This window comes from Bradyrhizobium sp. HKCCYLS3013, assembly GCF_051167615.1.
In the GTDB taxonomy this organism is placed as follows: domain Bacteria; phylum Pseudomonadota; class Alphaproteobacteria; order Rhizobiales; family Xanthobacteraceae; genus Bradyrhizobium.
On the sequence record NZ_JBNPTK010000014.1, the window covers coordinates 148,859 to 161,798 of the forward strand.

General features: G+C 65.4%; 12 protein-coding genes. 3 read left to right on the forward strand and 9 right to left on the reverse strand.

Translation table 11 applies throughout. The features are described from left to right. Positions 1-37: 37 nt before the first annotated feature. The 4 genes from ACQR1F_RS23865 to ACQR1F_RS23880 all read right to left on the reverse strand — a co-directional run bounded on the left by ACQR1F_RS23865 (position 38) and on the right by ACQR1F_RS23880 (position 3,514). Complete coding sequence (locus tag ACQR1F_RS23865; protein WP_434913979.1) at positions 38-1,234, reverse strand: acyl-CoA dehydrogenase family protein; 1,197 nt, start codon at positions 1,232-1,234, stop codon at positions 38-40. 95 nt (positions 1,235-1,329) lie between these two features. Continuing rightward, complete coding sequence (locus tag ACQR1F_RS23870; RefSeq protein ID WP_315803859.1) at positions 1,330-2,343, reverse strand: formamidase; 1,014 nt, start codon at positions 2,341-2,343, stop codon at positions 1,330-1,332. A 132-nt stretch (positions 2,344-2,475) separates the two neighbouring features. Then, complete coding sequence (locus ACQR1F_RS23875; protein WP_434874622.1) at positions 2,476-3,039, reverse strand: TetR/AcrR family transcriptional regulator; 564 nt, start codon at positions 3,037-3,039, stop codon at positions 2,476-2,478. 13 nt (positions 3,040-3,052) lie between these two features. After that, positions 3,053-3,514, reverse strand: a complete 462-nt coding sequence (locus ACQR1F_RS23880) for a nuclear transport factor 2 family protein (protein ID WP_315803861.1) — start codon at positions 3,512-3,514, stop codon at positions 3,053-3,055. 276 nt (positions 3,515-3,790) lie between these two features. Here ACQR1F_RS23880 and ACQR1F_RS23885 point away from each other — a divergent pair, with 276 nt between their 5' ends. Together ACQR1F_RS23885 and ACQR1F_RS23890 are read left to right on the forward strand one after the other, a co-directional pair. After that, positions 3,791-5,380 (forward strand): ATP-binding protein, encoded by a 1,590-nt coding sequence (locus tag ACQR1F_RS23885; protein WP_316237994.1) that lies wholly within the window; start codon positions 3,791-3,793, stop codon positions 5,378-5,380. A gap of 95 nt (positions 5,381-5,475) precedes the next feature. Beyond that, a complete protein-coding gene (locus tag ACQR1F_RS23890; protein WP_434889658.1) occupies positions 5,476-6,036 on the forward strand; it encodes a hypothetical protein in 561 nt (186 codons plus the stop codon). A 60-nt stretch (positions 6,037-6,096) separates the two neighbouring features. Here ACQR1F_RS23890 and ACQR1F_RS23895 read toward each other — a convergent pair whose 3' ends face one another. After that, positions 6,097-6,366 carry a hypothetical protein gene (locus ACQR1F_RS23895; RefSeq protein WP_316215327.1) on the reverse strand — a complete coding sequence of 90 codons (270 nt, stop codon included), beginning with the start codon at positions 6,364-6,366 and terminating at the stop codon, positions 6,097-6,099. 342 nt (positions 6,367-6,708) lie between these two features. On the opposite strand from ACQR1F_RS23895, the gene ACQR1F_RS23900 reads away from it, so the two are divergent. Beyond that, the gene (locus ACQR1F_RS23900) at positions 6,709-7,530 is read left to right on the forward strand and encodes an outer membrane protein (protein WP_434913980.1); all 822 of its coding nucleotides are present in this window, start codon (positions 6,709-6,711) and stop codon (positions 7,528-7,530) included. Positions 7,531-7,612: 82 nt separating this feature from the next. Here the strand turns inward: ACQR1F_RS23900 and ACQR1F_RS23905 are convergent, their stop codons facing one another. From ACQR1F_RS23905 to ACQR1F_RS23920, 4 genes are all read right to left on the reverse strand, one after another. After that, positions 7,613-8,737: an ABC transporter permease gene (locus ACQR1F_RS23905; protein WP_434913981.1), complete on the reverse strand. Its 1,125-nt coding sequence runs from the start codon at positions 8,735-8,737 to the stop codon at positions 7,613-7,615. A gap of 3 nt (positions 8,738-8,740) precedes the next feature. Continuing rightward, positions 8,741-11,488, reverse strand: a complete 2,748-nt coding sequence (gene rbbA, locus ACQR1F_RS23910) for a ribosome-associated ATPase/putative transporter RbbA (RefSeq protein WP_434913997.1) — start codon at positions 11,486-11,488, stop codon at positions 8,741-8,743. Positions 11,489-11,496: 8 nt separating this feature from the next. Next, on the reverse strand, positions 11,497-12,597 hold the full coding sequence (locus ACQR1F_RS23915; RefSeq protein ID WP_410053158.1) for an HlyD family secretion protein: 1,101 nt from the start codon (positions 12,595-12,597) through the stop codon (positions 11,497-11,499). 116 nt (positions 12,598-12,713) lie between these two features. Next, on the reverse strand, positions 12,714-12,926 hold the full coding sequence (locus ACQR1F_RS23920; protein WP_434913982.1) for a hypothetical protein: 213 nt from the start codon (positions 12,924-12,926) through the stop codon (positions 12,714-12,716). Positions 12,927-12,940 lie beyond the last annotated feature (14 nt).

Genomic DNA, 12,940 nt, shown 5'->3' on the forward strand with positions numbered 1-12,940 from the left:
CAAAGTATCTAACAACGTCTCGGTTCGTCTACGGTGATCAGAGGCGGCCGGGCCCTGCCCGCGCCTTCAGGAATTCGCGCGCGACGATCAGCTTCTGCACTTCGGTCGCGCCTTCGTAGATGCGCAGCGCGCGGATCTCGCGGTAGAGGCTCTCCACGATCTCGCCTTTGCGCACGCCGCGGCCGCCGAACATCTGCAGGGCGCGGTCGATGACGCGTTGCGCGGTCTCGGTGGCGGTGAGCTTGGCCATCGCGGCCTCGCGGGTGGTCGGCAGGTTCTGGACGTCGCGGCGCCAGGCCGCGCGATAGGTCAGCAGCGCCGCGGCGTCGGTATCGGTCGCCATCTCGCCGAACGCGGCCTGCGTCATCTGCAGGTCGGCCAGCGCGCCGCCGAACATCTGCCGGCTCGAGGCGTGCGCCTGCGCCTCGTCGAGCGCGCGGCGGCCGAAGCCGAGGGCGGCAGCCGCCACCGAGGCGCGGAAGATGTCGAGCGTCTGCATCGCCAGCTTGAAGCCGCCGCCAGGCGCGCCGAGCCGGCGGCTGGCCTGGATGCGGCAATTCTGCAGGCGGAGCGTCGCCAGCGGGTGCGGTGCGATCACCTCGATGCGCTCGGCGACGGAGAAACCGGGGTCGTCCGGGAAAACGACGAAAGCGGAGATGCCGCGCGCGCCCGGCGCCTCGCCGGTGCGGGCGAACAGTGTGTAGACGTCGGCGATGCCGCCGTTGGAGATCCAGGTCTTCTCGCCATCGAGCACGTAGGTATCGCCGTCCAGCCGCGCCGCGCAGGCCATCGCGGCGACGTCGGAGCCCGCCTCCTTCTCGGACAACGCGAAAGCGGCGAGCCATTCGCCGGCGCGCACCTTCGGCAAGACACTGGCGCGCAGCTCCGGCGAGCCGCCGAGCGCGATGGCGCCGGAGCCGAGGCCCTGCATGGCGAAGGCGAAATCGGCCAGACCGTCGGCATAAGCGAGCGTCTCGCGCGACAGGCAGATCGCGCGCGAGTCGATCGCGCCGGCATCCGCATCGGGCGCCACGACGGCGCTGTCGAGCAAGCCTGCGGCACCAAGCGCACGCACGATCTTGCGGCAGGCGGTGTCGACGTCGCCGTGATCGACCTCGTCGAGAACGCCCGAGCCGACGAAGCGGTCGAGCTGGTCGCACAGGGCGCGGTGACGCGGCTCGAAGAACGGCCAGTCGAGCCAGTCGCGGGGGATCACCTTCGCCGATGCACTCATGACAAAACCTGTCCGCCAATTATTTTAAGTATAAAATAATTCGCGGACGATCGATCTGTCAAGCTTGCGGCGGCCGCACGCGCCGCCGCATTCGCTCACTCCGCCGCCTTGCCGAGCCTGCCGAAAGCGCGCGTCGGCGCCGGGAAGCCGCAGGAGGTGCCGTCGGTGATCTTGACCTGATCCTCCCAGGGCAAGCGATAGGTGCCGGCGACCATGTCATGCATGAAGGTGTAGGGACAATCCATCGCGCCGCCCTTCACCGCGACATAGCCGCGGTGCCAGAGCTGATAGATGTTGTTCTCGACGCCCCAGTTGATGCGCGCCTCGCGCACGAGATCGGGGCGCACCTCGGCGGTGATGATCTCGTCGGCGCGCCCCGTCGTGCCGTGCGCGATGATGCTGCCGTCGAAATTGACGATCATGCCCTCGCCCATCGAATCGAACGAACCGTCGGAGCCGCACATGCAGACATTGGCCGTCACCATCAGGTTCTGGAACGCGTTGGCCTGGTTGGTGAAGCGCCAGCTGTCGCGGATCGGCGCGGTGTAGCCGGCGGTGCGGATCATGATCTCGGCGCCCTTGTAGGCGCATTCCCGCGCCATCTCCGGGAACATGCCGTCATGGCAGATGATGAGTGCGATCTTGGCGCCGCGCGGTCCCTCGATCACGGGGATGCCGAGATCGCCGGGCTCCCACGGCTCGACCGGAATCCATGGATGCAGCTTGCGGTAATACAGCTTGATGTCGCCGTGGTCGTCGATGATCAGACCCGAATTGTAGGGATTGCCGTCGGGGTTGTGTTCCATGATCGAGAAGCAGCCCCAGATCTTGTTGTCGATACAGGCCTGCTTGAACGCGGCGACCTCCGGCCCGTCGAGCCGGCACATGATCTCGGGATTGGTGTCCATCGACAGCCCGTGCAGCGAATATTCCGGGAACACCACGAGATCCATGGTGCCGAGATTCCGCCGGGCCTTGCCGACCATCCAGACGATCTTCTCGGTCTGCCGCGCGAGGTCGTCCTTGGTCACGACGACCGGGAGCTGCAGCTGCACCAGGCCGATGACCACGCCGTTATCGGATTTATTGAGACCGCCTAACCCGTTCATGCCGGACCTCCCTGGTGTCGCCGCTGCTCGAGACGTTGCCCAAGACAACCACGATTTCACGAGAGCCGCGCGCCGATATTTCAGCCCGCCATTTGCCGCTTGCGGAGGCAGCGGCCGCCGGCGTTTCGAGAGTCAGACGACGGATGATCGTTGCAGACGCGCTTGGAACCGCGTCAGCGCGCGGCCGAAAACGGCCGCCTCACCGGTTGCCCGCGCCAGCACCAGTGCACCCTGGATGCCGAGCACCACCTCCTCGGCGCCGTCGGCGGCCTGTGCCGCCGGCCAGCCGTCGCGGACCAGCGCATCGCGCAAGGCCTCGATCCAGCGCGTGAAGTAGCTGGCGATGGCGGCGGCGAAGCGATCCCGCGTCTCGTCGAGCGCGAACGCCCCGACCAGGCAGACGCGGCGGCCGGAACGGAAGTAGTCGTCGACGCCGCGCCACATCCGCGCGATCGACTGCTCCGGCGGATCATCGCGCAGCGGCGCATAGATCTCGCGCTCGAACCAGGCGTCGACATGCGCCAGCACCGCGCGCGCCATCTCGTCCTTTCCGCCTGGAAAGAAGTGATAGAGGCTGCCTTTGCCCAGTCCCGTCGTCTCGGTGATCCGGCTGAGCGAGGTGCCCTCGAAGCCGAATTCGCGGAACACCTCGGCAATCAGCGGGACGACGTCGGCGCGCTCGTTGAGCGTCCGCATGGCTCTCCCTGCTTCAAAGTCCCAATTCGGTCAGGCCGGGATGATCGTCCGGCCGGCGCCCGAGAGGCCAGTGGAATTTGCGATCGGCCGCCTTGATCGGCAGGTCATTGATGCAGGCGTAGCGACGCTGCATCAGCCCCTGCGCATCGAACTCCCAGTTCTCGTTGCCGTAGGAGCGAAACCAGTTGCCGCTGTCGTCGTGCCACTCATAGGCGAAGCGCACCGCGATCCGGTCGTCGCTGTGGGCCCAGATCTCCTTGATCAGGCGGTAGTCGAGCTCCTTGGCCCATTTGCGGGTGAGGAAGGCGACGATCTCGGCGCGGCCGGTGATGAACTCTGCGCGATTCCGCCACCGGCTGTCGGGCGTGTAGACCAGCGACACCCGCTCGGGGTCGCGGCTGTTCCAGCCATCCTCGGCCATGCGCACCTTCTGGGTGGCGGTCTGCAGCGTAAACGGCGGGGCGAGAGTGCTCACGGGACATCTCCTTGTATACCATTCGGAATAGTATGTACCGATCGGTACAAGCCGTCAAGCCGCGCATGTTAAAGAGAGCTCCCGGCACAAGCTCAGCCGTAAGCAATCGGATCGACGCGGAGCCCACCATGCTTGCGGTGCCCGTTTACCGAATGTGTGTGTCGCGACAGTGAGAACCCTTGTGTGCTCAACGGAAATTCGATGATCTGCTAAGGGAACCGGCCGAGCCGCGGGGGCGACACGGTCCGTCGGCTACATGTTTTGGGGAAATCGGACATGTCGATGCTCACGCCGCATGGCGAGTGCCTGCTGTGGACACCTGAGCTGATATGGGTGAATACGGTGTCCGACATCCTCACCTCGTTCGCCTTCTTCACCATTGCGTTCGTGCTTGCCTTCATCGTCTATCGCCGCCGCGACTTTCAGTTCAGCTACATCTTCTGGGCCTTCGCGTTGTGGGTGTCCTTCTGTGGGATGACGCGGCTGATCGAGGTGCTCACGATCTGGGTTCCAGCCTACAGCCTGGAGGCCGCCACCAAGGGCTTCCTGGCCTTCATGTCGGTCGGCATCGCCGCGGCGCTGCTGTTGATGCTGCCGCGGGTCCTGACCATGCCGTCCCGCGCCGAACTCCGGAACGCTTATGCACAGCTCGAGGAGGAGACGCGGCAGCGCCGCACCGCGGAAGCCATGGTCAAGCGCTTCCAGGAGATCGAGGCCACCGAGGCGCAGGTGCGGCAGGCGCAGAAGATGGAGGCGATCGGCCAGCTCACCGGTGGCGTCGCGCACGACTTCAACAACATCCTCACCGTGATCACGGGCACCATCGAGATCCTGGCCGAGGCGGTGAAGGACAGTCCGCAGCTGGTGCAGATCACCAGCCTGATCAACTCGGCCGCAGCGCGCGGTGCCGACCTGACCAAACACCTGCTGGCCTTCGCCCGCCGCCAGCCGCTGCAGCCGCGCAGCGTCGACATCAACGGCATGGTCGTCGACACCGCGCGCCTGCTGCGCCGGACGCTCGGCGAGCAGATCGAGATCGAATCCATGCTGGCGCACGATTCGGCGCCGGCCATGATCGACCCGAGCCAGCTGTCGACCGCGATCCTGAACCTCGCGCTCAACGCGCGCGATGCCATGCCGAACGGCGGCAAGCTGACCCTGGAAACCAAGAACGTCCTGCTCGACGCCGCCTATGCGCGCATGAACCCTGAGGTGATCCCCGGCAACTACGTGATGATCGCGGTCAGCGACACCGGCGAAGGCATTCCCGCCAATCTGCTCGACAAGGTTTTCGAGCCGTTCTTCACCACCAAGGACGTCGGCAAGGGCGTCGGCCTCGGCCTCAGCATGGTCTACGGCTTCGTCAAGCAATCCAACGGGCACATCAAGATCTACAGCGAGCCGGGGCACGGCACCTCGGTCAAGCTGTACCTGCCGCAGGCCAATGCCGACGCCGACGCGGCACTGTCGACCATCAGCGCCGAGGGCATGGAGCGCGGCGACGAGACGATCCTGATCGTGGAAGACGATTCGCTGGTGCGCGAATATGTCATCGCCCAGATCAAGCGGCTCGGCTACACGACGCTCGCCGCCAGCAAGGCCGACGAGGCGCTGGCGCTGATCGACAGTCACCCCCGCATCGACCTGCTGTTCACCGACATCATCATGCCCGGCGGCATGAATGGTCGCCAGCTCGCGATCGAGGCGCTGAAGCGGCGCCCGAACCTCAAGGTGCTCTACACGTCGGGCTATACGGAGAACGCCATCGTCCATCACGGCCGCCTCGATGCCGGCGTGCTGCTGCTCACCAAGCCCTATCAGAGCGCCGACCTTGCCCGCATGATCCGCACCGCGTTGAACGCGTGATCGGCCCCCATTCCCGAGACGAATGATCTGCCTTGAACGCCAGCGCGTTTCCAGGCCGAGGCGCGCGCGGCGGCCTGCGGAATTGAGGGACTTGAATGGGCAAGACGTTCGGACGCTGGCTGGCCGCCATGCAGGCCTATGCATCGGCCGATGATGCGCGCTCCGACATTGCCGCCAAAGTGGCGCTCGTCATCGTCTCCAACCAGCCGTTCTACCCGTTGTATCTCCACGCCATCGCAGGCCGGGCAGCCTGGCCGGCCTGGCTGACGCTGCTCACGACGCCATTCTTCGCGGCCGTGCCCGTGCTCGCGAAGCGCCAGCCGTTCGCCGGCCGCGCCCTGATGGTGCTCGCCGGAACTGCCAACACCGTGTTCTGCGTCAAGCTGTTCGGCGCCCAGAGCGGCGTCGAGCTGTTTCTCATTCCCTGCGTGTTGCTGGCCGCGCTGCTGTTCGCACCCACGGAGCGCCTGCGGTCCTTGCCGCTGCTCGCGTTGCCGTTCGTTTGCTATCTGCTGATCGATTCCCGGCTCGGCGAGCCGGTGATGAGCGTCGTGGATCTCAACTACGCCTCGCTGATCGCAATCAACGCGATGAGCGTGGGCGCGCTGTCCGCCCTGATCGGCCTGCTCGCTGCAGCGCGCATGGCACCGGAGTGAGATGCAGCATAAGGCGCCATCCGGGTGAGCGCAGCGAAAAAACGGTGCCGTGATCTGGCGCTACGCCGCAGCCATCTGCCGGTGCGACGACCTGTAGGAGGCCCCATGATGGCTGATATTGAAGTTCAAGTTCGCCGGCGGTTGTGACGGTGCATGGCGGGCGAGGAAGTAATCCTCGAGTTCGGCGACCGCGCGGCTTTCCCATTCGGCAGCCTGCGCCAGCAGTGAGTCGCGCTGATGCGGACGGAACGCCGCGGTCTGGCGGTACAAGGAGGCGATGGTACGATAGCGCCGCACGTTCTCGAGAACCGCTTCCCCATTCATCATCATGATGCTCTCCCCTCTCCGTCCCCCAGGACGTGCCGAAGGTGCACGCATGCACTTTGCGAAATCGTTAGCGGGCGCGATGGAGCGTGCGGATGGTTGGCGAATCGTTGACTAACGCGGTGCGTCGAATTGTCCGGATCGTCGATCGACGACGGTATCGATCGACCGCCTCCCCGCCGCACGCTCGAATTTACAACGACTTAAGGTTAAGGACGCACTCGCATAAAGTGACGTCGTCACACATACTTACGCTCACGAGTGTTGTAGTTGAACTACAGCCTAATAGGCCGAATTGTGAGAAATCCTTGTCTCAATGTTGCTGATATTCATTGAGGATTGTGACCGATGAAAACCCTTGCCTCCGCCGTCTCTTTGCTCCTCGCCAGCTCGCTCGGCGCATTCGCCGCGGATCTGCCGGCCCGCTACACCAAGGCGCCTCCCCCGGCCGTGATCTACAATTGGACCGGCTTCTACTTCGGCGGCAGCGTCGGCTATGGCTGGGGCCGGTCGAACTTGAACACGACGCTGGACCAGACCAGCAGCTGGGCGGTCGAGGGCGCCGCCTTCCAGAATCAGTTCGTCAACATCAGCAACAACCGGCTCAATCCGGCTGGCGTGCTCGGCGGTCTGCAGGCCGGCTACAACTGGCAGAGCGGCGCCGGCGTCTTCGGCATCGAGGCCGACATCAACGGATCTGACCTCAACAAGCGGACGGTCTACACGGCGGCCAACCCGCCCACGACCCGCACCTTCAACGAGAGCATCCGGAACGACTGGTTCATGACCCTGCGCGGCCGCGCCGGTTACGCGGTCGATACGACGCTGTTCTACGTCACTGGCGGTCTCGCCGTCGGCAATGTCAAGGGCAGCTGGGATCTGACCTCGGCGAATGGCTACACAAAGACCGCCTCTGCCAACGAGACGCGGGTCGGCTGGACGGTCGGCGCCGGCGTCGAGCATGCGTTCGCGCCGAACTGGACGGTCAAGGCGGAATATCTCTACACCGACCTCGGCAGCATCAACTACACCTCGGCCTACGTCCTGGGCAGCACATTCGCCCCGCCCGGCTCGAACTACGTCGAGCGCCTGTCGCAGGACTTCTCATTCCACACGGTCCGGGTCGGCGTGAACTACAAGTTTGGTGGCCCGGCGGCCGCGCGCTACTGATCGCCGTCATCCATACCGACACCATTCAAGGGAAAGCCTCGGCCGCAGTGCCGAGGCTTTTTTGTTGGGGTCGAGGGCGGGCTCAGGCCGCCGCGATCGCCGCCCGGAAGCGGCGCAAGGTCAACGCCAGGACCACCGCGCCGATGGCCGCCACCGCGACGAATTGCGGCCACACCACATCGAGGCCGGCACCGCGGTAGAGGATCGACTGGGCGAACGACACGAAATGGGTCGACGGCGACGCCTTCATGATGGTGGCAAGCCAAACCGGCTGGCTTTCCACCGGCGTCATCCCGCCCGACAACAGGTTCATCGGTACGGCGACGAGGATATAGAGCAGGCCAAGCTGCGGCATCGATCGCGCGATGGTGCCGAGAAACAACCCGACGGCGGTCGCGAAGAACAGATAGAGCACGGTGCCCACCATGAACAGCGGGATCGAGCCCATGATCGGCACGCGCAGATACCAGCGCACGACGGCGTAGAGCGCGATGGCGACGGCGACCGCGATCACCAGCGCGTTGGCCCAGATCTTCGACATCGCGATCTCCAGTGGAGACAGCGGCATGACCAGCAGATGGTCCATGGTGCCATGCTCGCGCTCGCGCACCAGGGCCGCGCCGGCCAGGATGATCGCGAGCATGGTGACGCTGTTGATGATGCCCATCACGCCTTCGAACCAGGCGGTGGTGACGTTGGGATTGAACGCGATCCGCGTCACCAGGTTGACCGGCGAGGACAAGGACGTCTCCGAGCGGGCCACGAACCAGGCAACCTCGGTGTTGATGATCTGCAGCGCATAGCCGGAGCCGATCCCCGCCTGGATCATCGCGGTCGCGTCGACGTTCACTTGCACCGAGGGCTTGCGGCCCGCCAGGACGTCGCGCTGGAAATTCGGCGGGATGTCGAGCACGAAGGTGAAGCGGCCGTTGTTCATCAGCCGCTCCACCTCGCTCTGGCTGATGTAGACCGGCGGCTGGAAGTAAGGCAGCTGGAATACGCTGGCGATCCGACGCGACAGCTCGGAGCTGTCCTCGTCGACGACGGCGATCGAGGCGCGATGCAGCTCCTGCGAGCTGCTCTGCGCCTGGCTGATCACCGCCACCGTAAACGAATAGATCACGAGCCCGATCAGCACGGCGTCGCCGAACAGGCTGCGCAGCTCCTTGGTTCCGAGCCAGAACACGTTGGAGAGCGAGCGCATCATCGCTCAGGCCTCTTGCTTCGGCAGCATCGCCAGGCTGAACCCTGTCAGGACGGGAATGAAGATCAAGAGGATCAGGATATCGGCGCCGACATCGGCGAAGCCAAGTCCCTTGGTGAAGGTGCCGACCGCGATCGGGCGGTAGTAGGTCATCGGGAACACCATGCCGATCAGCTTGGCCACGCCGGACAGCGACGACACCGGGACCAGCATGCCCGAGAACTGCGTCGCCGGCAGCACGGTGAGGATCGCGGTGCCGAACAGCGCCGCGATCTGGGTCCGGCAAAAGGTCGAGATCAGCATGCCGAAGCCGGTCGTGGTGATGACATAGACCAAGGTGCCGACCATCAGCGGCAGAAACGCGCCCTTGAGCGGGACGCGGAACAAGACCATCGCCATCACATACATCAGCACGAAGTTCACCAGCGCGACGGCGATGTACGGCAGCTGCTTGCCGAGCAGGAATTCAAGCCGCGTCACCGGCGTGACATAGAGATTGGTGATCGACCCCAGCTCCTTCTCGCGGACGACCGCGAGCGCCATCAGGATGGCCGGAAACAGCGCGAGCAGCAGCGCGATCGTGCTCGGAGCCATGGCGTAGATGCTGTCGAACGCCTGGTTGTACTTGAACCTGATCTCGACATTGACCGGCGAGGCCGGCAATGGCTGCGTCGTCTTGACGGCGGGATCGGAGAGATAGAGCTGATGCGTGCCTTCGAGATAGCCCCGGATGGTCTCGGCGCGGAACGGCATCGCGCCGTCGATCCAGGCCGACACGAACGCCGGCCGGCCGCGCTTGATGTCGACGCCGAAGTTCGGCGGGATCTCGATCGAGGCCTTGATGTCGCCGCTCTTCATCCGCCGCTCGAGCTCGGCGTAGTCGGCGAGCGGCGGCCGCTCGACGAAGTAGCGCGAGCCTCTGAGCTCCGCGAGATAGGCGCGGCTCTCGGGCGACTGGTCTCGGTCGAGCGCGGCGAAGGTCAGGTTGTTGACGTCCGTGGAGATGCCGAAGCCGATCACGATCATCAGGAACGCCGTTCCGAACAGCGCGAACATCAGACGGATCGGGTCACGGATCAGCTCGAGACCTTCGCGGATCGTATAGGCCAACAGCCGCCGCAGGCTGACGGCGCCCCGCCGTCGCTCCTCGCGCGGCCGGTCGGCGGGCTTTGGATCGGGCCTCGCCTGGGTCAGCGTGACCGGCGGATCGGCGACACCAGCGTCCTGCTCGAGGAAGGCGATGAAGGCCTGCTCCAGCGTCTGCGCGCCCTTGGCGCGGATCAGGCCGTCCGGCGTGTCGGTCGCCAGCACCCGCCCCTCATGCATCAGCGACAGCCGGTCGCAGCGCGCCGCCTCGTTCATGAAATGCGTCGAGACGAAGATCGTCATCTCGTCCTGGCGGGACAGCTCGATCAGCAGGCGCCAGAACTGATTGCGCGCCACCGGATCGACGCCCGACGTCGGCTCGTCAAGGATCAGAAGATCCGGCCTGTGGACGATCGCCACCGCGAGCGACAAGCGCTGGCGGATGCCGAGCGGAAGATCGGCCGTGAGGCCGTCGATGTGATCGGTCAGATCGCAGCGCTCGACCAGTTCGGCAATGCGCTTCTCGGCGGCGTCGCGCGGCAGATGGAACAGCCGCGCATGCAGCACCAGGTTCTGCCGCACCGTGAGCTCGCCATACAGCGAGAACGCCTGCGACATGTAGCCGACCCGGCTGCGTGATTCATGATTGCCGGCCTCCATGGAGCGGCCGAAGATCAGCGCCTCGCCTTCGGTCGGCGGCAGCAGCCCCGTCAGCATCTTCATCGTCGTGGTCTTGCCGCAGCCGTTGGAGCCGACGAAGCCGAAGATCTCGCCCTTGCGGATCTGGAAGTTGACGCCGTCGACCGCGGTGAAATCGCCGAATCGGCAGGTCAGGTCGCGCGCGACGATCACGGTCTCGTGGCTGCCGTCGAGCTCGGTCTTGGCCGGCATCTCGGCGCGGTCGCGCGCCGAGCCGTCGGGCAGCAGCGCAACGAAAGCATCCTCGATCGAGGCCGCACGAGTCTGCGCCTTGAGCTCGGCCGGCGTACCGGTCGCGAGGATGCGCCCGTCGTTCATCGCGATCAGCCAGTCGAAACGCTCGGCCTCCTCCATATAGGCGGTGGCGACGATCACGCTCATGCCCGCCGCGCTGCGCGCGCGCAGGCGGTCGATCAGGTCCCAGAACTGCCGCCGCGACAGCGGATCGACGCCGGTGGTCGGCTCGTCGAGGATGAGAAGATCGGGATCATGGATCAGCGAGCAGCACAGGCCGAGCTTCTGCTTCATGCCGCCGGACAGCTTTTTCGCCGGCCGGTCGGCGAAATCGGACAGCGCCGTCGCCTCCATCAGTTCGGCGATGCGCCAGTCGCGCTCGGACCGCGACTGGCCGAACAGCCGGGCGAAGAACGCGATATTCTCGCGCACGCTGAGATCGGGGTAGAGATTCTTGCCGAGGCCCTGCGGCATGTAGGCGATCCGCGGACACACTTGCGTGCGGGCGCGCCGGTCGGCCATGTCGGCCCCAAGCACGCGCGCCTGTCCGGCCTGGATCGCACGCGCGCCAGCCAGGATCGACAGCAGCGACGACTTGCCGACGCCGTCCGGGCCGATGAGACCGACCACGCGGCCTGCGGGAATGTCGATCGAGACGTTGTCGAGCGCGACCACGTCGCGATAGCGCTGCGAGACGTCCCTGACCATCGCGACCGGAGACGCATCGCCGATCATGTCGGCCATCATGGCGCTGCTTGCAGGCGCGCCGGCCATGCGACGTCGGAATTCCACCTGACATACGCCACGCCCGGCAATCCGCTCCTCACGGCATCGGCATGCGCGGCCAGCCTGTCCGGATCGACGCGCACGCGGATGCGAAACATCAGCTTGTCGCGCTCGCTGCGGGTCTCGACGGTCTTCGGCGTGAACTGCGCCTGGCTCGCCACGAACGACACTTTCGCCGGGATCGGACGATCCGGATAGGCATCGAGCACGATCCGCGCGTCGGTGCCGATCTTGACCTTGCCGACCTCCTCGGTCGGCAGGAACACGTCCATGTAGACATAACCGATGTCGAGCATGGTGAAGATCTTGCCGCCCGCGGCGAGGACTTCGCCGACATTGGCGAGACGATATTGAATGCGGCCGGGCTTTGGCGCGATCAGTGAGTTGTCGGCGATCTGAACGGTGTAGAGCGCGACGTCGTGACGGACCGCTTCGAGCCCGCGTTCGGCTTCGAAAATCCGCGCCTGCGCGCCGGCAAGGCCGGCGGTCGCAGTGTCGAGCGCCTGCTGGCGCTGATCGGCCAGCTCCCGTGTGGTCCAGCCGCTCTGCAGCAGGCTGCGGGTGCGCTCCATCTCCTGCTCGGCGAGCGTCTTCTGCGCCTGCAGTTGCGCGAGATTGGCACGGGCCTGATCGACCACGTGCTGCGCCTGCTCGGCCTGGGCCTGCGCCTTCGACAGCGACTGCTGCAGCTCCTTCGTGTCCATCCGCGCCACGATCTGCCCGGCCTCGACGCGATCGCCGATATCGGCGCGCAGCTCGGCGACACGGCCGGCATATTTGGTCGCGATGTCGATCTCGTCAGCCTCGATGCGGCCATTGCTGACGCTGATGCCGAGGGGCAGCGGCGGATGCAGCCGCTGCCACCAGACGTAGCCGCCACCACCGGCCGCCCCGACGGCAAGGAGGAGCACGAGAAGCGGCCACACTGCCCACCTGCGCCGCGGCTGATGGGACACAGGAACCGGCATCGCCGGCGTGGGAACGACGGCTGCGGTTTCAGCACGGACGCGCTGAACGGGCCGTTCGTCGCCGGCGAGTTGCGTGTCCTGTGGATCCATTCCGAAAAACCTTCTCCGCTGAAGCATGGCGCTCGTTTGCCATAGGCGCGGGAGAATCCGTTGACACAGCTCAACCAGCCCCGCGCATGCCCCCGAAGCCTGCGATCACGTTTGGGTTACGGCGCGGAATCCGACGTCGCGATGGCATGGATCAGCAGCAGACTGCTGAAGATGACGAACAAGGCGAACGCCTGGAATTCGCGTGGCGACATATCGAGCAGGACGAGCATCCACTCGATCGGCAGACCGGCGAGCATGAGCAGGAGAAGGCCGGTTGCCGCGACCAAGATGCCATCGAGGATCCTCAACACGATCGTCTTGGACGTCATGGCGTGCTCCCCGT

What these genes read in the sequence shown, in the direction of transcription:
- ACQR1F_RS23865 (WP_434913979.1), bottom strand. Translation starts at nt 1,234, where the DNA reads ATGAGTGCATCGGCGAAGGTGATCCCCCGCGACTGGCTCGACTGGCCG.
- ACQR1F_RS23870 (WP_315803859.1), bottom strand. Translation starts at nt 2,343, where the DNA reads ATGAACGGGTTAGGCGGTCTCAATAAATCCGATAACGGCGTGGTCATC.
- ACQR1F_RS23875 (WP_434874622.1), bottom strand. Translation starts at nt 3,039, where the DNA reads ATGCGGACGCTCAACGAGCGCGCCGACGTCGTCCCGCTGATTGCCGAG.
- ACQR1F_RS23885 (WP_316237994.1), top strand. Translation starts at nt 3,791, where the DNA reads ATGTCGATGCTCACGCCGCATGGCGAGTGCCTGCTGTGGACACCTGAG.
- ACQR1F_RS23890 (WP_434889658.1), top strand. Translation starts at nt 5,476, where the DNA reads ATGGGCAAGACGTTCGGACGCTGGCTGGCCGCCATGCAGGCCTATGCA.
- ACQR1F_RS23895 (WP_316215327.1), bottom strand. Translation starts at nt 6,366, where the DNA reads ATGATGATGAATGGGGAAGCGGTTCTCGAGAACGTGCGGCGCTATCGT.
- ACQR1F_RS23900 (WP_434913980.1), top strand. Translation starts at nt 6,709, where the DNA reads ATGAAAACCCTTGCCTCCGCCGTCTCTTTGCTCCTCGCCAGCTCGCTC.
- ACQR1F_RS23905 (WP_434913981.1), bottom strand. Translation starts at nt 8,737, where the DNA reads ATGATGCGCTCGCTCTCCAACGTGTTCTGGCTCGGAACCAAGGAGCTG.
- rbbA (WP_434913997.1), bottom strand. Translation starts at nt 11,488, where the DNA reads ATGATCGGCGATGCGTCTCCGGTCGCGATGGTCAGGGACGTCTCGCAG.
- ACQR1F_RS23915 (WP_410053158.1), bottom strand. Translation starts at nt 12,597, where the DNA reads ATGGATCCACAGGACACGCAACTCGCCGGCGACGAACGGCCCGTTCAG.
- ACQR1F_RS23920 (WP_434913982.1), bottom strand. Translation starts at nt 12,926, where the DNA reads ATGACGTCCAAGACGATCGTGTTGAGGATCCTCGATGGCATCTTGGTC.